This window comes from Glaciecola sp. KUL10 (assembly GCF_003203515.1).
Lineage (GTDB): Bacteria > Pseudomonadota > Gammaproteobacteria > Enterobacterales > Alteromonadaceae > Glaciecola.
The window spans coordinates 291,260-313,237 of sequence record NZ_BGNG01000002.1 but is presented as its reverse complement, the minus strand read 5'-3'; the positions used below and the strand labels follow the sequence as shown (position 1 = coordinate 313,237).

General features: G+C 41.3%; 19 protein-coding genes. 16 read left to right on the top strand and 3 right to left on the bottom strand.

Annotation, left to right across the window (positions count from 1 at the left end; all coding sequences use genetic code 11):
- Positions 1 to 42: 42 nt before the first annotated feature.
- Positions 43 to 2,733: a penicillin-binding protein 1A gene (locus KUL10_RS05235; protein WP_110428035.1), complete on the bottom strand. Its 2,691-nt coding sequence runs from the start codon at positions 2,731 to 2,733 to the stop codon at positions 43 to 45.
- A gap of 139 nt (positions 2,734 to 2,872) precedes the next feature.
- Between KUL10_RS05235 and pilM the strand changes: the two genes are divergently transcribed.
- The 10 genes from pilM to KUL10_RS05185 all read left to right on the top strand — a co-directional run bounded on the left by pilM (position 2,873) and on the right by KUL10_RS05185 (position 14,323).
- Positions 2,873 to 3,937, top strand: a complete 1,065-nt coding sequence (gene pilM / locus KUL10_RS05230) for a type IV pilus biogenesis protein PilM (RefSeq protein ID WP_110427845.1) — start codon at positions 2,873 to 2,875, stop codon at positions 3,935 to 3,937.
- Positions 3,925 to 4,509, top strand: a complete 585-nt coding sequence (locus tag KUL10_RS05225; protein WP_110427844.1) for a PilN domain-containing protein — start codon at positions 3,925 to 3,927, stop codon at positions 4,507 to 4,509. The genes pilM and KUL10_RS05225 overlap by 13 nt, the downstream gene beginning before the upstream one ends.
- Positions 4,510 to 5,100, top strand: coding sequence for a type 4a pilus biogenesis protein PilO (locus KUL10_RS05220; protein ID WP_110427843.1), 591 nt, complete (start codon positions 4,510 to 4,512; stop codon positions 5,098 to 5,100).
- A gap of 9 nt (positions 5,101 to 5,109) precedes the next feature.
- Entirely contained in the window at positions 5,110 to 5,652 is a 543-nt protein-coding gene (locus tag KUL10_RS05215; RefSeq protein WP_110427842.1) for a pilus assembly protein PilP, read from the top strand.
- On the top strand, positions 5,645 to 7,384 hold the full coding sequence (locus KUL10_RS05210) for a type IV pilus secretin PilQ (protein WP_110427841.1): 1,740 nt from the start codon (positions 5,645 to 5,647) through the stop codon (positions 7,382 to 7,384). The genes KUL10_RS05215 and KUL10_RS05210 overlap by 8 nt, the downstream gene beginning before the upstream one ends.
- Before the next feature lie 293 nt (positions 7,385 to 7,677).
- Positions 7,678 to 8,193 carry a shikimate kinase AroK gene (aroK, locus tag KUL10_RS05205; protein ID WP_110427840.1) on the top strand — a complete coding sequence of 172 codons (516 nt, stop codon included), beginning with the start codon at positions 7,678 to 7,680 and terminating at the stop codon, positions 8,191 to 8,193.
- Positions 8,194 to 8,271: 78 nt separating this feature from the next.
- Positions 8,272 to 9,345 carry a 3-dehydroquinate synthase gene (gene aroB / locus KUL10_RS05200; protein ID WP_110427839.1) on the top strand — a complete coding sequence of 358 codons (1,074 nt, stop codon included), beginning with the start codon at positions 8,272 to 8,274 and terminating at the stop codon, positions 9,343 to 9,345.
- A gap of 106 nt (positions 9,346 to 9,451) precedes the next feature.
- The gene (locus KUL10_RS05195) at positions 9,452 to 10,789 is read left to right on the top strand and encodes an SPOR domain-containing protein (RefSeq protein WP_110427838.1); all 1,338 of its coding nucleotides are present in this window, start codon (positions 9,452 to 9,454) and stop codon (positions 10,787 to 10,789) included.
- Between the two features lie 44 nt (positions 10,790 to 10,833).
- Positions 10,834 to 11,706 (top strand): Dam family site-specific DNA-(adenine-N6)-methyltransferase, encoded by an 873-nt coding sequence (locus KUL10_RS05190; protein WP_233499713.1) that lies wholly within the window; start codon positions 10,834 to 10,836, stop codon positions 11,704 to 11,706.
- A gap of 187 nt (positions 11,707 to 11,893) precedes the next feature.
- Positions 11,894 to 14,323 carry a bifunctional diguanylate cyclase/phosphodiesterase gene (locus tag KUL10_RS05185; protein ID WP_110427837.1) on the top strand — a complete coding sequence of 810 codons (2,430 nt, stop codon included), beginning with the start codon at positions 11,894 to 11,896 and terminating at the stop codon, positions 14,321 to 14,323.
- A gap of 19 nt (positions 14,324 to 14,342) precedes the next feature.
- Here KUL10_RS05185 and KUL10_RS05180 read toward each other — a convergent pair whose 3' ends face one another.
- Together KUL10_RS05180 and KUL10_RS05175 are read right to left on the bottom strand one after the other, a co-directional pair.
- The gene (locus tag KUL10_RS05180; RefSeq protein WP_110427836.1) at positions 14,343 to 14,531 is read right to left on the bottom strand and encodes a DUF2970 domain-containing protein; all 189 of its coding nucleotides are present in this window, start codon (positions 14,529 to 14,531) and stop codon (positions 14,343 to 14,345) included.
- Positions 14,532 to 14,998: 467 nt separating this feature from the next.
- On the bottom strand, positions 14,999 to 15,673 hold the full coding sequence (locus KUL10_RS05175; protein WP_110427835.1) for a TorF family putative porin: 675 nt from the start codon (positions 15,671 to 15,673) through the stop codon (positions 14,999 to 15,001).
- Positions 15,674 to 15,980: 307 nt separating this feature from the next.
- Between KUL10_RS05175 and rpe the strand changes: the two genes are divergently transcribed.
- The 6 genes from rpe (at position 15,981) to astA (ending at position 21,977) form a co-directional block, all read left to right on the top strand.
- On the top strand, positions 15,981 to 16,646 hold the full coding sequence (rpe, locus tag KUL10_RS05170) for a ribulose-phosphate 3-epimerase (RefSeq protein WP_110427834.1): 666 nt from the start codon (positions 15,981 to 15,983) through the stop codon (positions 16,644 to 16,646).
- Between the two features lie 46 nt (positions 16,647 to 16,692).
- On the top strand, positions 16,693 to 17,700 hold the full coding sequence (gene trpS / locus KUL10_RS05165) for a tryptophan--tRNA ligase (protein ID WP_110427833.1): 1,008 nt from the start codon (positions 16,693 to 16,695) through the stop codon (positions 17,698 to 17,700).
- A gap of 12 nt (positions 17,701 to 17,712) precedes the next feature.
- The gene (locus KUL10_RS05160; RefSeq protein ID WP_110428033.1) at positions 17,713 to 18,291 is read left to right on the top strand and encodes an aminodeoxychorismate/anthranilate synthase component II; all 579 of its coding nucleotides are present in this window, start codon (positions 17,713 to 17,715) and stop codon (positions 18,289 to 18,291) included.
- A 19-nt stretch (positions 18,292 to 18,310) separates the two neighbouring features.
- On the top strand, positions 18,311 to 19,510 hold the full coding sequence (locus tag KUL10_RS05155; protein WP_110427832.1) for an HDOD domain-containing protein: 1,200 nt from the start codon (positions 18,311 to 18,313) through the stop codon (positions 19,508 to 19,510).
- A 186-nt stretch (positions 19,511 to 19,696) separates the two neighbouring features.
- Positions 19,697 to 20,917, top strand: a complete 1,221-nt coding sequence (locus KUL10_RS05150; RefSeq protein WP_110427831.1) for an aspartate aminotransferase family protein — start codon at positions 19,697 to 19,699, stop codon at positions 20,915 to 20,917.
- 25 nt (positions 20,918 to 20,942) lie between these two features.
- Positions 20,943 to 21,977, top strand: a complete 1,035-nt coding sequence (astA, locus tag KUL10_RS05145) for an arginine N-succinyltransferase (RefSeq protein WP_110427830.1) — start codon at positions 20,943 to 20,945, stop codon at positions 21,975 to 21,977.
- The last annotated feature ends 1 nt before the right edge of the window (position 21,978 follow it).

Genomic DNA, 21,978 nt, shown 5'->3' with positions numbered 1-21,978 from the left:
GTGTGTGCCTTTAAGAGATATTTTTATATTTATATAGTCAGTTTAGAAGATATCTTCGACTTCTGTCGTCTTTTCCTCTTCTTCTATCGGCAATGATAACTCATTATCTAGTACATAAGTGGTTGGTTCAGTTCCTTTTTTGAAGTATTCAAACAAACTGGTATGGTCGGTTTTATCAGTTAGCTTGCCAGTAGCACGGTCAATTCTGACGCTGACGATACCTTCGGGAATCGGTTTGCTTTTTTCTTCAGTGCCTTCAAGTACACTTTGCATAAACCTGATCCAAGCAGGTTGGGCGCCTTTCGCACCATCTTCAACGCCAATCAAAGCATTTCCAATCCAATTAAATTTTTCTGGATCTTTGTTGACCAGGTTTTGGTTTCTGGTCACACGCCCAAGTTGTCGAGCGGGATCATCAAAGCCGACCCAAGAAGTGGCCACTAAATCACCGCCATAACCGCTGAACCAAGTATCTCTAGAATCGTTGGTTGTGCCGGTTTTACCGCCAATATCGGTTCTTTGCAAAATATTACGCGCTCGCCAACCCGTGCCTAGCCAATACGTCTTGTTATTCCAGCTACCATTCGCACGCACTGCGGTTCTTAGCATGTCCCGAACTAAAAATGCGGTTTGTTCGCTGATCACTCTTTCAGCAGGACGCTTTACGGTAGCATCATTTTGCTCGGGTAGCGTGTTCGCAAATTCTGCCGCTAAAAGCGCTTCGATGTCATTTTCGTCAATGACTTCGTTTACTTGCTCATCTTCACTTATGCAAGGGTCGCACGCATAAACAGGATCGGCTTCCCAAATTAAATCACCAAGGTCGTTTTCAATACGTTGAATGAAGTAAGGTCCGACCGCAAAGCCACCATTGAAAATAGACGCAAAGCCAGTGACGACCTCAAGCGGTGTGTGCGAACCGGAACCAAGTGATAGGGTTTCGTCTCGCGGAATGTCTTCTTTTTCAAAGCCAAAGCGTTGCACATATTCAACCGATTCATCCAAACCCACCCCACGTAACAACCTCACTGAAACTACGTTTTTTGATTTGCCCAGCGCAACGCGCATACGAATAGGTCCATCGTAAATCGCTGGCGAGTTTTGAGGGCGCCATGCGACACCAGAGTTAGCATCCCACTGATTAATCGGCGCATCGTTTATAATACTGCCAATGGTGTATCCGCTATCAAGTGCGGCTGCATAAATAAAGGGTTTAATATTTGAACCGACTTGGCGCTTAGCCTGTGTGGCACGGTTAAACTGACTTTGATAAAAACTATAGCCGCCCACGACAGCTTTGACGGCACCATTCTCGGGTGACATAGCTACTAGCGCGCCGGTAGCATCTGGAAATTGTGCTATTTGCCACACTTGGTCTTGTTTTCGCTGGCGCACATAAATTAAAGCACCTTCGGTGACGACATGCGACGCAACTTGCGGATCAGGCCCTTGACTTTGGTCATTGATAAAAGGTCTTGCCCAGTCTAATCCATCCCAAGAGATAGTTTGGGTTAACAATTGATACTCATTATCGTCAAACTTTAAACGTTTAATTTCAACTTCTTGTTCAAAGACTTGAGTCACCACCGCAGGTATTAATTGACCATATTCTGTTTCCTGCTTCAAGCGCTCGATAATCTGCTCTTGCGTCCAAGGTTCATAAAAGCCAAACTCTTCTTCAAACTTTTGAGCGTCTTCAACAGATAGTGGCAAGCTATATCCTTGCTCTTCCATCGCGTTCACATCAAGTGGCTGCCATAGTTGCTCGATAGGACCTCGATAACCATGTCGTTCATCGTAATCATGTAAATTTTGAATGACTGCTTCTTGTGCCGCTTTTTGTGTTTCATAATCTGCGGTCGCGTACACATTGAAACCGCTGGTCTCAGCAATTTCTTTACCGTAAATTTCGACCATTTCGTTGTATATGAGATCTGCCAAATACGGTGCATCAAGATCTAATTCAGCGCCATGTTTTTTTGCAGTTACTGGCGCAGAAACAGCCTCATCATATTGTTGACGAGTAATGTAGCCTTCATCCAACATTCTTAATAGGACTATTCGGCGTCTTTCAACTGAGCGGTCAGGACGACTTATCGGATTTAATACAGAGGGCGCTTGTGGAAGACCTGCAATGGTGGCGATTTCTGCCAAGGTCAATTCGTGTAGATCACGGCCGTAATAGACTTGCGCGGCTGCACCCACTCCAAATGCACGATGCCCCAATTCGACTTTATTGAGATAAAGCTCGAGAATTTCACGTTTGCTAAGCTCTTGCTCCATATGCAAAGCAATAAAGATTTCTTTTATTTTTCGAGAATATACTTTTTTGCGAGTAAGGCCGAAAAAGCCACGAGCCATTTGCATCGTCAGTGTGCTTGCACCTTGCCCTTTTTCTCCTGTTACCACCAGGTTGACAAAGGCGCGCAAAACACCGATGGGATCGACACCGATATGATCGTAAAAACGACTGTCTTCTGTCGCGATAATAGCCTGCACCAAGGTCTCGGGGACATCTTCTAGCGAAACAGGTATTCTTCTTTTTACCCCGTATTGCGAGATTAATTTACCGTCTTGAGTAAAGACACGCATGGGGGTTTGCAGTTTGACTTCTTTTAATACATCAACACTAGGCAGGTCATCTTTGAGATATAAGTACATACCTAAAACACTTGCAACACCTAGGATAAACCCTAGCAAGGATAGTAAAAATAAGGTTTTAAGTAACTTCACTGGCAATTATTCACGTTGTTAGATTGCATTAAAATATTCATTATTTATACCTATGTGTCGTTAACACAACAGTATAAACAAAGAAAATCAGTATTATTAACGACATATCATACTAGAACTAACTCAGAGCGACTATTGAATGAACTCGCTTTTTAAGAAAAAAGCTAAAAGCATTATCGGTTTAGACATTGGCACACGTTATATCAAGGCTATTTGTCTAGATAGAATAGACGATTCCGTAAAAGTAACGGGCTTTGCTTGCGAGTCGATAAATGGTAATGCTTTCAATGAGCGAGAAATCAAAGATTACGATGCTGTTAGCCGCGCACTTAAAAAAGTCAAACTGTCACTTAAAAACAAGCATAAATTGGTCGCTATTGCAGTTGCTGGCCCTTCAGTTATCAGTAAAACAGTTTTCATGGAACCAAACCAAACAGATTTTGAATTAGAAAGCCAAATAGAGATCGAAGCTGATAGTTTGATTCCGTATCCAATTGATGAAGTCTACATTGACTTTGAGGAAATAAGAGAAAGCTCAGCACACGTCGGCAAAGTAGAAGTGTTGCTGACGGCCGCTCATAAAGAACTAGTTGATAGCCGCATAACACTCGTTAGAGAAGTGCCATTTGAGCCAAAGGTCGTTGACATCGAAACCTATGCATTAGGCAATGCAATAAAGTATTTCAGTGACATACAGGACGAAGAACCTCAGTGCTGTATATCGGTTGGCTCAAGTATGCTTCAATTGTGCTTTGTAAAGGATGGCTTAGTCACCTATAGCAAAGACTATCCATTTGGCATCAATAAATTTATCCAAGATTTATCGGTCATTCACAGTTTAGACACTCAAGAAATCGAAGATCAATTAGCTGCAGGGACAGCACCAGAAGCTTGGTTCAACGATACTCTTCCCTTATTTATTTCGGCGTTACAACAGCAAATTCAGCGCGCGTTGCAAATGTATTCATCAAGCACTCATCAGCTTCAACCCACAAAAATATTGCTAGCGGGAGGAGCAGCCGTACTGCCGGGTATCGCTGAGGAGCTAAGTAAAGACTTAGGAATCGAGGTCCAAAACTTCAACCCATTATTGAGGGCCTCGATATCAGACAAATTAAATGCCGAAGAGTTAATCAAGCTCTCGCCACAAATGGCTATCGCACTTGGTCTTGCGAGTAGAGGTTTTAACGAATGGCACATGTAAATCTACTCCCTTGGCGTGAGGAACAGCGTCAAAAAGATAAAAAACAATATTTGGGCTCTCTGATATTTATCGCCTTAATCGTGTTTTTAGCATTTTGGTTACTCGGCGAATTCATTGAAAAGCAAATTCGAAATCAAGAGTTTCGCAATAATTATCTAAATCAAGAAATCAGTATTCTAGATGCCCAAATTGCAAGAATTAGAGATATTAAGACTACAAAATCGGCCATTTCACAAAGAATGGCATTAATTGAACAACTGCAAGTTAGCCGAAACGTATCCCCCATCATGTTCGACGAACTTGCGCGCATCGTGCCTAATGGTGTGTCTTTTGAAAAGATGTCACGCAATGGCAATCGTATCGAACTGGTTGGGATCAGCGAATCAAATAACCGGCTATCTTCTTTTATGCGTAACCTCCAAGCCTCGGAAGTGTTTACCAATGGTGAATTATCGTCGATAAAAGCCGATGCGGCATCACTTAATGCCGTAAGTAATTTCAAGTTAACCTTCTCTTTGAGTGCAAAGGTGGCCCCAGTGACAATCGACGAGCAAAACGAGGGGACAAACTAAATGGCTTTTGATTTTTCTAAACTCAAAGAAATCAACGAACTCGATTTTGAACAAGTTGCCATTTGGCCTAAAGAAATCAAAGTAGTGGTTGCGCTGTTTTGCGTCATATTGGTATCGGCTATCTGTTACTACGGCATTATAAGTAGCAAACTTCCGATTTTAGAAGCGACCAAAAAGCAAGAAGCTGAGTTAAAACAAACATTTGCAGCAAAGTATCGCGTTGCAGTTAATTTAAGAGCTTACGAAGAACAACTTGCTCGAATTGAAGAAGACTTTTCTTCAATGCTTAAATCACTTCCCACAAGCAACGAAACTCCCGGTTTGCTAGATGATATTACGTTTGTAGGCACCGATGCAGGCCTGTCATTTAAACTTTTAAACTGGCAACAAGAAATTCCTAAAGAGTTTTACACTGAATTGCCGATACAAATAGAGGTAAGCGGTAAGTATCACGAGTTTGGTCAATTTGCTTCGAACATCGCAAACCTACCACGTATTGTGACGCTGCATGACTTCGATATTTCGACTCAAAACGGTGAGTTGTCATTGAAAATGCAAGCTAAAACCTATCGTGCAGCTACGACGGAGTAGGAGTAAATAATGAAAAAAATACTCATATTACTTACCGGTGGCACCATGCTTAGCGGTTGCGGTGCAAAAGTTGATGATCTCGTCGTGTTTACCAATGACATAAAGCAAAACACTCAAGTGAGTATTGAGGCTTATCCTGAATTCAACAAGCTAGAGCCGGTTGAATATGGTGCAAGTGATCTAAGAAGCCCTTTTGAACGCAAACAAAACCTTGGACAAAGCGCAGAAGTCGTAAATAACAACGCTAATTGCTTGCAACCTCAACGCAATCGTCAAAAAACAAAACTCGAGTCATATGGTATCGATGCACTAAGAATGGCGGGCGTGTTTAGTATTAACGGTCAACAGTGGGCGTTAATCAAGGCGAATGACGGTAGCCTCCATCGCGTTAAGCGTGGCCAATATATAGGCCTGTTTAATGGCAAGGTGACGAGTATTAACGATACACAATTGGTTATTCAAGAATTGCTCCCAGATGGAGCAGGCTGCTGGAAAACAAAACAAGCAACACTGACAATGTCTTCAGTGCCTGGGGAAAATGATAATGTATAGTCGAGAAAAACTTCATGCCGGAAACACGTTTACAAGATTAATTGCTTGTCTATTTTGCATTAGTATTTCTGTTGGGGTTACTCATGCACAAGTATCTGAGGTTCCACTATCTAACCCAGCTGCGTATGAAAAAAATGAAAGCCTTAGCACCCTTAACAATATTGATTTTACAAGAGATGGAGCAGCTGGCGTAGTCGAATTAGGCTTTACATCCTTGCCCGCTCGCGTCAACCTGATTGAAGCACAAGGAAAGGCAACACTCAGTATCGAAGGTGCAAGCTTGGCTGATGAACAGTTTGTTGAAATTGATGTAACTCAGTTTGGCACGAATGTGACTGCAATAGAAACATTTCAAGACGAAGATGTGATTCGTGTTGAAATAACTTACAGTGACCAAGTCAAAGTCAATAAAACGGAAAATGAAAATACAGTATTGGTCCGTATTTCACCGTTAACCAAAGACGAAATTGAACAGGTGAACACACCTCAATACACCGGCAAGCCTATTTCACTAGATTTTCAAGATGTACCGGTGCGCCAAGTCCTTCAAATAATCGCCCAAGTAAATGGGTTTAACTTAGTTACCACCGACACAGTCAACGGAAATGTAACGATCAGTTTAACTGGCGTGCCATGGGATCAGGCGCTGGATATGATTTTGAAAATCAGAGGGCTTGATAAGCGCTTGGAGGGAAATATTTTACTAATCGCACCTTCTGAAGAATTAGCGGCAAGAGAAACTCAGCAACTACAGTCTAAACAGCAAGTGCAAAATCTTGCAGAATTAACGTCTGCCAACATTAGCGTCAATTATGCAAAGGCAGCTGAGTTAGCAAGCATATTGAAATCTAGCGAAGGGGGTATTCTAAGTAACCGTGGCAGTGTCAGCGTGGATGAAAGAACGAATACCTTGCTTATCAGAGATACATTAGCTTCAATCGATGAAGCCAGAAGGGTTATCAAATCACTCGACGTCCCAGTCAAACAGGTATTAATCGAATCTAGAATGGTGACAGTTCGAGACAATATCGATGAGCAATTGGGTGTCCGCTGGGGCTTTACTGGAACGGGAAATGATAGCAGTGTCTCCGGCTCTGCAGAAGGCGCTAATTTAGCGGGCGCAGGACTTGTTCCCTCTTTAACAGAACGCTTGAACGTCAATTTACCCGTGTCTAATAGCGCAGGGCGCATTGGTTTCCAAATAGCGAATTTGCTTGATGGCAATATACTTGACTTAGAGTTAAGCGCGTTAGAGTCAGAAAACAAGGGCGAAATTATCGCGAGTCCACGCATTACAGTAGCTAACCAGCAAGAGGCTTACATAGAACAGGGAACCGAAATTCCTTTTGTACAAGCCACATCGAGTGGTGCAACATCTGTAGCATTCAAAAAAGCGGTACTTAGCCTAAAAGTCACTCCGCACATTACGCCTGATAACAGGATAATTTTGAACCTAGTTGTTACTCAAGATACTCGCGGCGAAACTGTTTCTACCTCGACAGGCCCTGCCGTGGCAATTGACACGCAAGAAATAAGCACACAAGTCTTAGTCGAAAATGGCGAAACCATCGTACTTGGAGGAATATTTCAACAAATTAGTACAGATGCTGTTTCGAAAGTTCCGCTATTTGGTGATTTACCAATTGTGGGTAATTTGTTCAAAAGATCATCTACACTAGAAGAAAAAAGAGAACTTCTGATCTTTGTAACACCAAAAATAATAACCGAGTGAATTAATTAAAAAATGTGTAATAAAATGAGTGACTAAGTACATTCATCAGCGCGTTGACCTCAGATTAAATAGACAGTGCTACAGGCTAATTTTGACAGTTTTTCACACAAAGCTTGCATCTATTCATCATTACTTGAGATAATCCGCGTTCCAGATTTTCCAATGGGGAAACTATTCGCCCGTTTTTTAAGTTAAATCAATTACTTATTAAAACGAACATAGGTGGTTCATCAAAAATAAAGACACCGAACCAGCTTCATTTATAGATATATTAGACTGTGAAATAAGCAAACATGGCTGAAAAACGTAATATCTTCCTTGTCGGTCCGATGGGAGCAGGCAAAAGTACTATCGGTAGGCACCTTGCAGACGAACTGCATCTAGACTTTTATGACTCTGATCAAGAAATTGAGCGACGAACAGGCGCAGATATCGCATGGATATTTGATCTTGAAGGCGAAGACGGTTTTAGAAAACGCGAAGAAGGCATCATTAACGATTTAACCGACAAGCAGGGTATCGTGCTTGCAACGGGTGGCGGGTCAATCGTGTCTAAAAATGTTCGTAATAGATTGTCGGCGCGCGGTATTGTTGTGTATCTGCAGACAACAATTGACAAACAAGTAGCACGAACGCAACGCGACAAAAGGCGTCCGCTTCTTCAAACTGAAGACCCAGAGCAAGTATTAAGAGATTTAGCTAACGAGCGCAACCCATTGTACGAAGATGTAGCCGATTACGTCGTTGAAACTGACGACCAGAGTGCACGCGCCGTTGCAAATCAAATCATAAATAAAATTGGCTTGTAAATTAAAGCGCGTAAAAAACAATCGCGCAGACAAAGAAAAACAGCCACACGCATAGACATTGAGTAAGGAGACTACGAAATGCCCACTTTGAACGTAGATTTGGGAGATCGTAGTTATCCCATTTATATCGAAACCGGTTTGTTCAATCAGGCCGGTTTTTTAGTTTCTGAGATAACGACAAAAAAAGCAGTTGTGGTTAGTAATGAGACTGTCGCACCGCTTTATGCAAAAACGATTATCTCGGCACTTACCGTCGCTCAATTAAAAGTTGAATTGATTGAACTTCCCGACGGTGAAAAATACAAAACACTTGATACCTTTTCACATATTCAGACCCGTCTCATTGAACTGGGTTGTTCACGCGACACAACCATTGTCGCACTAGGGGGTGGAGTCATCGGTGATATGGCAGGGTTTTCTGCAGCCTGCTTTCAACGGGGTATCCCATTTATTCAAGTTCCTACTACGTTGTTATCGCAGGTCGACTCATCGGTAGGTGGAAAAACAGGTGTTAATCATCCACTTGGCAAAAATATGATCGGTGCATTTTATCAGCCCAAAGCCGTATATATTGATACAAATAGCCTTTCAACGCTCAGTGAACGTGAGTTCAATGCTGGTATGGCGGAAGTCATTAAGTACGGCATTATGTACGATTACAATCTGTTCGAATGGCTAGAACGCAATGCTGTGACCATTAAAGCAAGAGACCCAGACGCGTTACGTCACATAATATACGAATGTTGCAAGATAAAAGCTGAAGTTGTCAAATTGGATGAGCGTGAAAATGGTGTGCGTGCCTTATTAAACCTCGGGCACACATTTGGGCATGCAATCGAAGCAGAAAAAGGCTATGGCGTCTGGCTTCACGGTGAGGCTGTCGCTGCTGGAATGGTTCTTGCTGCAAAGCTCTCAAACATGCGTAACTGGCTTGATATGTCAAAGTTTGGGCGAATTCAAGAATTAATATCCTACTTTCAACTGCCTATTACAGGGCCAGCAGAAATGGATGCGAACGCTTATATTAAGCACATGAAACGCGACAAGAAAGTCCTCGATAGTACGATGCGTTTTATATTACCGTCTGATATTGGTAAGGCTGGCGTTTATGATGATGTTACGTCCGACGAGCTAACAGACCTACTTGGCTAGTACTTTTGGTATCAAATACAACGAAATTCCGTTTGTCGATTAAATGAATAACACAAAAATTGGTCGAAAATAGACTCACTAGGTAAGAAGATAGGAAACAACATAATTGACAGAATTGCAAAACAGGCTTGAACATTTGGTCAATTATTCGTCGCAACTCATTTTTGTGAGTGGTGATACGATAGCGCAACAACAGAAAAGCTTAGAAGACTTCTTATCAGTACAAAAAGAAAACACTGAAATTTCTTATATCGAAGCTCAAGAGTCAATGGATGCAAGTGACTATCGCCGTCTTATCTGTCGTCAACTGATGGGACAAACGGTAGGCAGCTATGTTCGCCCGTTAAAAGAATTACTCAAATCACTTTCTCAACAGTCCGGACCTTTCTTGGTGTGTATTAAATTTTCAGAACACCTGCCAAATGACTTTCTGCAGGAGCTTTGGGAGTGGGTAATACACAGCCGAAAACATGCTAAAGATCAGCACCTAAATATAATATTGTTCGGTGAAACGAAATGGGCAGAACACGCTAAACAATGGTTACCGAATAAAAATAGCGACAAACCAGTCTTGTTGTCCAACCACTCAATTTCTTCTACTGGTTTTGATCCCAAAGCACTTGAAAACTTGATGTCTCAAAGCAATGCGAGCTTCAGAGGTCAGTTCTTCGGCCGTGGAGAAGCAAATAGCGCCAATCTTTTGGGTAACAAATGGTTTATTTCAGCCGTACTGGTTATTTTTTTCGCAAGTTTCATAGGCATGATTTCATGGCAATATCCCGGGTATGTGAGTGAGTTCTTAAAAACTGGCAAGCTTCCTGACGTTGCTGAAGCAAAAGATACACAAGATATTACAACAACCTCTATAGACGAAGCTGAGCAAACCAGCAATCTCGAAATACTGCCGCAAACACAGCTTGAAGTGGTCGAAGAGATGCCTTTTGAAGCCAACGAAATTTTGGTCTCTGATTGGCAGAATCGAAATACAGAGCGCAAAGTGGAAGATAGTCCAGAAAGTGTTGAAGACTCAGCGACCAACGGCGATTTTGCGGTACCGGATATAATAAATGTTGAGCAATTAGATGCCGCGCTTGGTGTGGGTTTAGAGCAAGAAACCGCTGAAGAATTAACGCCAGCCTATTTGTTCGATGAAAATATCATTTTAACGCTTGAAGATGATGCTGTGCTATTACAACTATCCGGTATACAAAACCCATCGGTTTTAGCAACGTATATTGAATCTAACAAGCTCAAAGAAAATACATGGATCTATGAAACCAATCGGTATGGAGGAGCGTGGTATGTTGTCTTATATGCTCAAGCCTTTAACTCACTTGATGAAGCCAGGAGAGCCGTTCAAGATTTGCCGGCTAATGTTCGCAATGCAGAGCCATTTGCAAAAGTAGCAGGGCAAATAAAACAAGAAATACAAAACAAGTCTTAAATTATGTTAATCTCTGCACCACGAAATACGCCATCAAAACATCAGTGAATACAAAAATAATAAAAAACGCAGATGCCAACCAGCAAAGCCTAAACACAGAACGAAAATCCCCCTTAAAATGGGCTGGCGGTAAGAAGCGTATCATTCATCACATAAAAGACAATCTTCCCAGTGACAAGAAGAAGCGTTTAATTGAACCATTTGTCGGCGGTGGCTCTGTATTTTTAAACCTTGAGTTTGAAGAGTATCTACTTGTTGATACAAACCCTGATCTTATCAATCTATTCAAGTTGATAAAAACTAAACACCAGTCACTTCTCAACAAAACGCAGAAGCTATTTATCAGTAAAAACAATACCCCCGAAAACTACTATGCCTTGCGTGAGCACTTCAATAATGCGTCCAGCAAATTAGAAAGAGCGAGCCTATTCATATTTCTAAACCGCCATGGTTACAATGGATTATGTCGATACAATGCTAAAGGCGGGTTTAATGTGCCTTTTGGTAGCTATAAAAAGCCTTATTTTCCTGAACGAGAAATAAACCAATTTAATGTGGTTGCGCAAAAAGCAGAGTTTCTATGCGGTGATTTTTCCAAAGCTTTCAAGCTTGCTCAAGTAGGTGATGTTATATACTGTGATCCTCCATATGCTCCGATTAATCAAACCGCTAATTTTACGGCTTATGCTGGACACAAATTTAGTGAACAAGATCAAAGACGAATAGTATTAGAAGCTCAAAAAGTACAAGAGCGTGGTGTGGCAACACTCATTTCAAATCATGACTTAGCTATTACCAGAGAAATTTATCAACATGCAGATTCAATTTCATCGATTGATGTTCAGCGAAATATCAGCTGCAAAGGTGCGATCAGAAATAAAGTGACCGAAGTATTAGCCTTGTACCATGCAAGATAAGCACTTAATGAACAATAAAAACAGGAAAAGATGTCAATAAAACTAAATACTTATTTTTTCGCTAAAAATGTTCTTAAAAATCATTTCAAATTTAAAAAATCATACCATTACCCACTATGAATTAGACTTTTGTATCGTTAACATGAACTCAGTAGAAAAATAAAAACAATAAGATAGCCGTATAAAAATGATAAGAATAAAGGGCTTGCTGCTAAAGACCTTAGTGACAATAAATATTGTTGCTTTAGTATCTCTTGCCGCCTCGTATGGCTTTGTCAGCAGCCAACAAGATCATCAACTCAATAATCAATTAAGTGAGCTAAAGCAAAGCCAAACTGACTCTCTTAAGCTCTTATTAGACAAAGCTATCGAAGCTCAAATCAATGCCTCACAAGAATTATTTACTTTATACTTATTAAATAACACCGCACCTAACAACGAGGTAGCACTTCCTGCCACTGAATTTTTCAAAGCTAACTGGTCGAAACTTAAGCTTAGTTTTTCGCTAGATGCGCTTGTCGTTGAAGAAAAAAACCAAAAATATTACTTGGGAGATAGAATTAATGGACGTTTACAAGAAAGCGTTAACCAATTAATTAGCGATAGCAACCAAGTGTCCGGAGTAGTTTGCGAATCTAGGTGTTACTTGATGGTTTCTAGTTTGTATAGGGGTAACAATGGAGAAGGGATTAGCTTCACGATTGCTTCGGAATTTACGCCCACACTCGACTATGTTTCATCTGTTTTAGGTGTAAACGCTTTTTTAGTTAGTGACATCCTAAACTTAGCAGATGAACAACGAACCATATCGTCAATGCTTCAAAACACAGGTAATGAACTACAAGTAATCCCAAGCTTTTTTTCTGAGACGCTATCAATCGAACAATTCGATAGTATTTCGACAAATGGTTTACTGCTTAGCACCACGCAGGAGCATCTTTTTGTGTGGAAAAATCGACTTCAAGGCATTCATCAAGATCTCAACTTGCTACTGGTTAGCAACGTTAATCAAGTAGTCTCTCTCAAACAAAAGCAAAAACAATATGTCATTATTTCTTTTATTACCTTAACACTGGGTATTTTAATCACGATTATATTGTTTTCGATTATTCCCATTTCTCAAATAAATAAGCTAAGAAAAACCATTAAGCTGATAGGCGATAAACAATATGATCACGCTCGTTTAAAGCTAGGTAACATCAAGCACTCCAAACATGTCGACGAACTCAATGACCTCGAAAATGAATTTAGAAATGCAATTGATCTACTCGAAAACTATCAGAATGAATTAGAGTACTCGCAGCAAAAACTGGTTCGCCAAGCTACGATAGACTCGACAACAGGCCTATTTACTCGAAACGTGTTGATAGAAGATATTTCTAGAATTAAACAGCATGAAAAAATTGCCATCTTTTTTCTAGACTTAGATGGATTTAAACCCGTCAATGATAATTTAGGTCACGAAGCCGGTGATATCATCCTTAAAAAGATTGGTTATCGATTGAAAGGAGTTTCGAACAAGTATATTAAGGTCTACCGCATCGGCGGTGATGAATTTGTAATAGCTTACACGAGCTATTCTAGCACCAGTTCACTCCTAAAGATGGCAAAGGCTATTGTCGAATTATTTAATTCACCTTTTTCGGTTTACGACAGTAACATCAACATGACTGCAAGTATTGGCATTGCAATACAAGAACAAGGTCTTTTGAAACCAGATCAATTGCTTCGTTACGCTGATATAGCCATGTATCAAGCAAAAGAAGATGGTAAAAATAGATATAGATTCTTTGACGCTTCAATGCGAGCAAAGGCCAAAGAACGATTTTCAATCAAACATGACTTTCTAAGTAGCCTTAATGCAAATCAACTCAGAATGGTTTATCAACCGATTGTTTGTGCACAGACGCAGGACATAACTAAACTTGAAGCACTGTGCAGATGGGAGCACCCTGTGCTTGGTAATATCCCGCCTTTAACCTTTATTGATGTATTGGAAGAAAGCGAAAATATGACTATTTTATTTGATTGGATTGCAACTGAAGTAGTCAACGAATTAGAGCGCCTTGATGAATTGGGTTACAACAGACTCATCATGTCAATTAATATCAGTTCACCTCAACTAGAAGATGACAAGGCGCTGGAACTAATTAAAAACAAACTTGACCTACGTAATATCTCACCAAATAGAGTGGAGCTAGAAATTACTGAGACCACCCTTATTACAAACTTTTCACGGGCAAGTCAGTGGGTTCAACTTGCTAATCAATTGGGTTTTAGAGTTGCCATAGATGATTTTGGTGCCGGTTATTCATCACTATCTTACTTAAGTTCATTTGGTTACGACACTGTAAAATTAGACCGTTCCCTACTCGACCGAATTGATACAGATAAGAAGCAGCAACGCATTATTAGCTCCTTAACTCAAATGATTCATAGTTTGAGTGTACCGATTGTTGCTGAAGGCGCAGAAACTGAACAACAACTCAATATGCTAGCTGGTCTAGGCTGTGATTACATTCAAGGGTATTTTATCTCTCGGCCTGTTAGTCATCATCAACTAATCGAATTCTTTAACTCATATAAGCAGCACCAGGGCACATTGAGCTTGGTGTGACACTTTTTACATTAACCTGCTAAGAAACCAACGAAACCAATGCGATTAAAGATAATACGAAGATCGTTACGAACACCACACCCACGACAATGAAAGGTAAGGGAGAGGGGGATTCAGTAAAATCTTCTTCGTAATTTCGCTGTGATTGCACACCCAAGAAGCTACTAATAACGCTTTTAACTGCTTTTTTCCACTTATTGGCAGACACTGACTAATCAGCTTTTCTAGATAAAAGCTCAAGTAAGTCTAAAAAATGGAATTGACTTGATTTGGACTTATTAAGTAACCAAGTCGACCAACTCACTCTATTTTGCAGAGTTTGCTCGCAAACAAACGTAGATGATGATTCGGCCGTTGCATAATGTTGTGAACAATGAGAAGAGGCTTGAAAAGCCTTTGGCAGTATTAAAGCACTTGAGCATACTAACACCGTCACTACAAGTGTCTGCAAAGGTTTGTGCTTTAATTTGAGTATTGTAGAGAACAAATCACTGCCCCAAGGACTTAAGAAATTACTGGGTAGTATACTATGTATACAAAAATGAACAAGCCGTCTTGGCTATTTTTCTGTGGACCGAAAATAGCTACGGACAAAGATTTCTAACCCACAATAAAAAACAGCCTCTTTTATGAGGCTGTCCTTAGATACAACGTAAAACGAATTACAAATCGTTTTTAGAAGCTAGCAGACCAACTTGCAATGAATTTTATGTCATCATCGCCGGCTTCTTCTTGCGCTTTTGAAATACTGAAAGTGAAATCACCCTTGCTGATATCAGCTTGGAAGTGAGCATAATCAGCGTCTGAGTCCGCGTCAAAAGTATAAAGACCTGCAGTTAACGCCAATTCAAAATCACTACCCAAAGCAATACCGCCGTAGCTAGCTGAGTAGTAGATGTCGCCTGAATCGAATAAAGAACCTTCAGCTACTTGGCTGTTTACAGTATAAGCAACGCCAACACCGAAGTTACCCAAACCAATGTTTGCGTAGATTTCACCAAAATCAGAATCGTCTAGTTCAGTGTATGCGTAATAGATATAACCAACGTCATAGCTGAATGTATCTGTCTCGCCGCCGAAACCAAGATAGAAGTCAGTTTCTGTGCCGTTGAAACCAGAATCAGCATCGCCTAAAGAACCAACCCAAGTTCCTGCGTAGAACCCGCTTTCGCTTGCATAATCAATACCGCCTGATACTGATGCAGCGTCTGCACTTTGTGAAACACCACGCCAAACGTAGTTAGTCGTCGCGCCGATGTTAGCAGAAACTTCTGCGTTTGCAGCTTTACTGATACCGAAAGAAGATGCTACAACCGCAGCGGCCAACGTCAGTTTAGTTAAAGTTTTCATTTGTGTTCTCCGTAAAAAGTGTACAAGTTAATAAATGATTACTGTCATTATTTATTCTTATTGTTTGATTGTACTTAGCAAATGCAGTGCCCATTTTACAAAAACCAAAAATAAACACCTAAGCAATTGAATTAAAAGATAATATTTAATTGGCAAATGTTTAATTAGATTTCATTTGTAGTGTTCAGTTACTTAAATGTGACCAACGGTTGCACCACGGCAATGCATCGGCATCAATATAGGGCAAAACATTACCTTTTGAAGCTAAAGAGAATTTAGTAGACTACCCGCTTTTGGAAGATGACAGATGAAACACTCCCCGCTAATTGCACCCTCGATACTCTCTGCAGACTTTGCGAAACTTGGCGCTGAAGTAGACGCTGTGTTGCAAGCTGGGGCAGATATAGTGCATTTTGATGTGATGGATAACCATTATGTGCCGAACCTTACGTTTGGCGCGATGATATGCAGTGCATTGAGAAAACACGGAATAACAGCGCCAATTGACGTCCACCTAATGGTCAAACCCGTTGATGAAATGATCACTCAATTTGCGACAGCGGGTGCCTCAATGATAAGTTTCCACCCCGAAGCATCGGAGCACGTAGACAGGAGTATTCAATTGATAAAGAGTCATGGTTGCAAAGCAGGGCTAGCACTGAACCCAGCCACACCATTGACTGTTTTAGATCATACCCTGCATCAACTTGACTATGTATTGGTAATGTCTGTCAATCCAGGTTTTGGTGGACAGTCGTTTATTGAGCATGCACTAACAAAGATCAAAGCGATCAAAAAGCGTATCGACGACTTAGGTTTGGATGTGCGTATCGAAGTTGATGGCGGTATAAAAGCTAGTAACATCGCAGACGTGCGCCAAGCTGGTGCAGACATGTTTGTCGCTGGCTCTGCAATATTCAACGCAGATGATTATGAACATGCTATCAACGAGATGCGCTTAGCACTCAAATAAACAAAAAGCATCAATTAGATTAAGAACCTTATAGGAATAGAAAAAAATGAAAGCTAGAAAACCTGTTGTATTAAGTGGTTGCCAACCGTCGGGCCAGCTTACCCTAGGCAACTATATGGGCGCGCTTCGTCAATGGGTTGATATGCAAGATAATTACGATTGTTACTACATGCTTGTAGATTTACATGCGATTACGGTGCGCCAAGATCCTAGCGCGCTGAATCAGGCTTGCCTGGATGGTTTAGCCTTATACCTTGCGTGTGGAATCGATCCAGAGAAAAGCACTATTTTCATGCAATCACATGTGCCAGAGCATGCTCAGTTAGGGTGGGTGCTTAACTGCTATGCTCAGATGGGCGAACTTAATCGCATGACCCAGTTTAAAGACAAATCGCAAAAGAATGAGAATAATATTAATGTGGGACTATATTCGTACCCAGTTCTTCAAGCGGCCGACATTTTATTGTACCAAGCCAACCAAGTGCCCGTTGGTGATGACCAAAAACAACATCTTGAGTTGACACGAGACATCGCAACTCGCTTCAATAATTTGTACGGAGACATATTCACCCTACCCGAGCCCTTCATTCCTAAAACGGGTGCTCGCATCATGAGTCTTCAAGAGCCCAACAAAAAGATGTCGAAATCTGATGACAATCCAAACAACATCATTGGATTACTAGAGGACCCTAAAAAGCTCACGAAGAAAATAAAAAAAGCGGTGACCGATAGCGATGAGCAAGCTCGCATTTATTTTGATATCGCAGAAAAACCGGGTGTGTCGAATCTACTTTCACTATTGTCGCTAGCTACGGGGGAAACGGTCGATTCATTAGTCCCTAAATATGAGGATAAAATGTATGGGCATTTAAAGGGTGATGTTGCAGAAGCCGTAGTTGGCATGTTGCTGCCCATACAAGAAGAATACAAACGGATTAGGCAAGATACCGCTTATTTAAATTCAGTTATGAAGGCAAGTGCAACTAAAGCTTCAGCGACTGCATCCGATACCTTGGATAAGGTTTATAAAGCATTGGGTTTTGTAAGCAGATAGGTGCGAAAAAGCATGGTGGTAATTATCGATAATTATGACTCGTTTACGCACAATTTGGCGAGGTACTTTGAAGAACTTAACTGCCAAGTTTGTGTGTTCAAAAACGATGAATTATCGGTCGACGATATTGCCCGTTTTTCACCGACACATCTGGTTATATCACCTGGGCCTTGTACACCAGCTCGATCCGGTATTTCAATTAAGGCAATTGATGAATATAAAGGCAAGATCCCGATTTTGGGAGTGTGCTTAGGTCATCAAGCGATAGGCGAGTTGTTTGGTGCGCGCTTAATTAACGCGCCAATCATTAGACACGGTAAAACTTCTAAAATTGAAGTGTTATCCCAAACGGGGCTTTTTAAAGCAATACCCGAACAATTTAGTGTCACGCGCTATCATTCGTTAATATTGGAAGAGATTTCGCTGGCGAAGACCGAATTAAAGATAACAGCAGTTTGCACACAACACGGACAAAAAGAAGTCATGGCGATCGAACATGCACAATACCCCATATATGGCGTGCAGTTTCACCCTGAGTCTTTGCTTAGTGAATATGGACATGAAATTCTGCAAAACTTTATTGAACAGTAGTTAATCACAATAGGTCATTATGAAAGTCAGTGTTTCTCAACTTGCACGCACTATCAATTCAAGATTTGAGCATCTATTAGCAGATCTCGATGAAGCGATCATTTTATCGGGCCAGAAAACTGCACATATGAAAATGCTTGAAGACTCTGAACAGGCTGAGGCTAGACGTGAGTTATTACTAGTCGAAGAAGTGGCCAATAAAGCAAGAGAAGAAAAAGCAGACATCACTAAGGGCCATTTAAAGCAGGCTGAAGCTGAATTTCATCAAAGTTACATAACAGATCTACGTAAACATTTCGAAGACCCTGAATTTTTACTAAACGAAGTGCTCGGAATACACCCCAGTGTGGGAAGAGTGCTTGATGTTCTCTATACCGAAGCGTGTTCAATTTCTAGACTCGAATCGGCCATGGAGGAGCTTGATTGGCTTTCCGCATCACTTATCAAGTTTGTTCGACAGCCTAAATATAGAAGAGTAGATTCAACAGGAAGTCCTATTGTTATTAACACCACGCGAGGAGCTTTGAGTTTCGTTGGTATAGAAAGCCTTCGGATTTTACTACCAGCACTGATTGCCAAGCGTTCTCTCCCTCCCAAAGCCCAGCAATTTCCGCAACTTGTCAAACACATGTGGGAATACTCCCTTGGCTCTGGAAAAGCCTGCCAAGCCGTTGCAGAGAAAGAGGGTATTAAGTGGTACTTAGGATATAACATTGGACTGATGAGCAGTTGGGGCAGAAGCGCAATTGCGAAACTTTATGTGAAGCATTTTGACCATCACCTTCAAAAAATGATTGTCGAAACCCGTAAAAAGAACAACCCCAACAAGGCTAAACTACTTGCAGAGCTTAAACCAAGCACAAAATACCTAATTGCACTTTGGAAAAAACATGCAAGTCACGTTAACAGTGATATGGTCGCTCATTTAAAGTGCCGTTGGTTAACAGTAGGCATCGGTTTAGAAGACTACGCACGGATAAAAGAAATCAGTATTAAGTCGGTTGACGAGGCGAAACTTCACCCTCTCGCTCGTTTATTGTTCCAATGTCAAGGCTACATGCAATTTAAAATGATGAAGAATAACGGATTGTTATCTAAAAATGCATCCATGCTTTATTTGCGGAATTTTGGCATCAAATCGGAAGACGTGGTCTTGCTAACCAAGGTAAATCTGACCGGACTTGAGATTAAAATCAAAGAAGCTGACAGTAAAGAGTAAAACCCTCCAATTCTCTCTGCATGTTTATGCAGCTTTCATGCAAATACGTGCAAACCCCTTGAATATAAAGGGCTACAGGCAAATTTAACCACGACAAAGCTTTTTTATTCTGGCATACTACTCGGCCATATTAGGTGATTGTTTATACAAGACCTAGGATTTACTCGACATTCTAAAAGGTGCAATATGCAAGTAACTCGCGATACGTTTAACGATGTGATGGTTCCTAACTATAATCCAGCCGCTATGGTGCCTGTTCGAGGCGAAGGCTCAAAAGTTTGGGATCAAGAAGGCCGAGAATATATCGATTTTGCAGGCGGGATCGCGGTTAACGTACTTGGACATTGTCATCCTGAATTAGTCAAAGCGCTTAATGAGCAAGGTAACAAGATTTGGCACTTAAGTAATGTCTTTACCAATGAGCCGGCTCTGCGTTTAGCTAAAAAGCTTACCGATGCTACTTTTGCCGATAAGGTTTATTTTGCAAATTCAGGCGCAGAAGCCAACGAAGCAGCCTTAAAACTAGCGCGTAGATATGCAATAGACCATTTTGGCAACGATAAAGATCAAATAATCTCTTTCAAACAAGGTTTTCACGGTCGTACATTCTTCACAGTAACAGTCGGTGGTCAACCTGCGTACTCTGACGGCTTTGGTCCAAAACCCGGTGCTATCGAACACTGCGATTATAATAACCTAGAAATGCTTGCGGACATGATGTCTGATCGCACTTGTGCAATTATGATGGAACCCTTACAGGGAGAAGGTGGCATCATCGTACCAGACCCAGCGTTCGTCAAGGGAGTAAGAGAGCTCTGTGATAAACACAACGCTTTATTAATATTCGACGAAGTACAATCTGGTGTCGGTCGAACCGGTCATCTCTATGCTTATATGGGCCTGGGCGTTGCGCCGGACATCCTGACCACTGCAAAATCTTTGGGGGGCGGATTTCCAATAGGCGCAATGTTGGCAACCGATAAAGTATCAGCAAGCCTCAAGCCTGGTACCCATGGCTCGACTTACGGTGGCAACCCCCTTGCCTGCGCAGTCGCTGAAAAGGCCTTAGATATCATTAATCAACCAGAAGTGCTTGAAGGTGTATTGCGTAAAGAGACGCTTTACAGAGACATCCTAAAGAAGATAAACGATAAATATCAGGTTTTTTCTGAAGTACGCGGTAAAGGCATGTTACTTGGTTGTGCAATGAACGAAAAGTATCAAGGCCGTGCACGAGACTTCATGATTGCGGCTAATGACAACGGGCTAATGTGTTTGGTTGCGGGTATGAACGTTGTGCGTTTTGCCCCTTCGTTAGTGATTCCAGATGAAGACATCATCGAGGGACTTGCTCGCTTTGAAAAAGCAGTTGCATCAGTTGTTGCTTCAGAACAAGACAACAACTAAATAGCACTGATATTAGGAGCGGCTTGTGAAAATCATACGTCCCATTACAAGGGCTGACTATTCAGCCCTATATGACATTGCAGTAGAGTCTGGTATCGGGTTTACATCCCTACCGGTCAATGAAAGCTTGTTAACTAGTAAAATTGAACGAGCGGAAGCTGCTTTTCAAAGCACAACGGAAGTACCTGGCATCGAAAGCTACTTATTCGTCATGGAAGATACTGAAACCGGTGAAGTTGTTGGTACCAGTGGTATTGAAGCAACAGTAGGATTAGACGATGCATTTTACTCCTATCATGTCAGTAAGGTCGTGCATGCTTCTAGAGAATTGAATGTCCACAATACTGTCGAACTACTTACTTTGTGTAGTGACTATACGGGCGTTAGTGAGATTTGCACTCTGTTTTTGCGTGAGTCGGCTCGTAGCGGGCTAAACGGTAAACTGTTGTCGAAAATGCGTTTCTTATTTATGGCCGAGCACAAACATCGGTTTGCAGATACTGTTATTGCTGAAATGCGTGGGATCAGTGATGAGGCCGGACGTTCGCCTTTTTGGGAATGGCTAGAAAAGCATTTTTTCTCAATGGATTTCCCAACGGCTGATTACCTATCAGGTATTGGCAAAAAGGTATTTATTGCCGAACTCATGCCGAAATACCCCATTTATGTCAATTTGCTCAGTGAAGCCGCTCAAAATGCCATTGGCAAGGTGCATGAAAAGACTGCACCAGCACTAAGATTACTTCAAGACGAAGGTTTTATGTGCAGAGGATATGTTGATATCTTCGATGGTGGTCCAACGGTAGAGGCAAATGTTGCGCAAGTCACGACTGTGCGCAATAGCAAGAAGCTACCCGTCAAAATTGTTGAGACAATTGCAGATACTGCGCAATCTTGTTTTGCTATCAATACCTCTATCTCTAATTTTAGAGCATGTACCGCAGACTTGGTCATCGCTGACAAACAATATGTCGAAATTAGTCAAGCTCACGCAGACGCACTAGCAATAACTGATGGCGATTCAATCAGATTTTGCGTACCACAAAAGAGAACAAGCTAAG

Bases quoted from the DNA above. Each gene is read 5' to 3' on its own strand.
- pilM (WP_110427845.1), top strand. From the start codon at position 2,873: ATGAACTCGCTTTTTAAGAAAAAAGCTAAAAGCATTATCGGTTTAGAC.
- KUL10_RS05225 (WP_110427844.1), top strand. From the start codon at position 3,925: ATGGCACATGTAAATCTACTCCCTTGGCGTGAGGAACAGCGTCAAAAA.
- KUL10_RS05220 (WP_110427843.1), top strand. From the start codon at position 4,510: ATGGCTTTTGATTTTTCTAAACTCAAAGAAATCAACGAACTCGATTTT.
- KUL10_RS05215 (WP_110427842.1), top strand. From the start codon at position 5,110: ATGAAAAAAATACTCATATTACTTACCGGTGGCACCATGCTTAGCGGT.
- KUL10_RS05210 (WP_110427841.1), top strand. From the start codon at position 5,645: ATGTATAGTCGAGAAAAACTTCATGCCGGAAACACGTTTACAAGATTA.
- aroK (WP_110427840.1), top strand. From the start codon at position 7,678: ATGGCTGAAAAACGTAATATCTTCCTTGTCGGTCCGATGGGAGCAGGC.
- aroB (WP_110427839.1), top strand. From the start codon at position 8,272: ATGCCCACTTTGAACGTAGATTTGGGAGATCGTAGTTATCCCATTTAT.
- KUL10_RS05185 (WP_110427837.1), top strand. From the start codon at position 11,894: ATGATAAGAATAAAGGGCTTGCTGCTAAAGACCTTAGTGACAATAAAT.
- KUL10_RS05175 (WP_110427835.1), bottom strand. From the start codon at position 15,673: ATGAAAACTTTAACTAAACTGACGTTGGCCGCTGCGGTTGTAGCATCT.
- rpe (WP_110427834.1), top strand. From the start codon at position 15,981: ATGAAACACTCCCCGCTAATTGCACCCTCGATACTCTCTGCAGACTTT.
- trpS (WP_110427833.1), top strand. From the start codon at position 16,693: ATGAAAGCTAGAAAACCTGTTGTATTAAGTGGTTGCCAACCGTCGGGC.
- KUL10_RS05160 (WP_110428033.1), top strand. From the start codon at position 17,713: ATGGTGGTAATTATCGATAATTATGACTCGTTTACGCACAATTTGGCG.
- KUL10_RS05155 (WP_110427832.1), top strand. From the start codon at position 18,311: ATGAAAGTCAGTGTTTCTCAACTTGCACGCACTATCAATTCAAGATTT.
- KUL10_RS05150 (WP_110427831.1), top strand. From the start codon at position 19,697: ATGCAAGTAACTCGCGATACGTTTAACGATGTGATGGTTCCTAACTAT.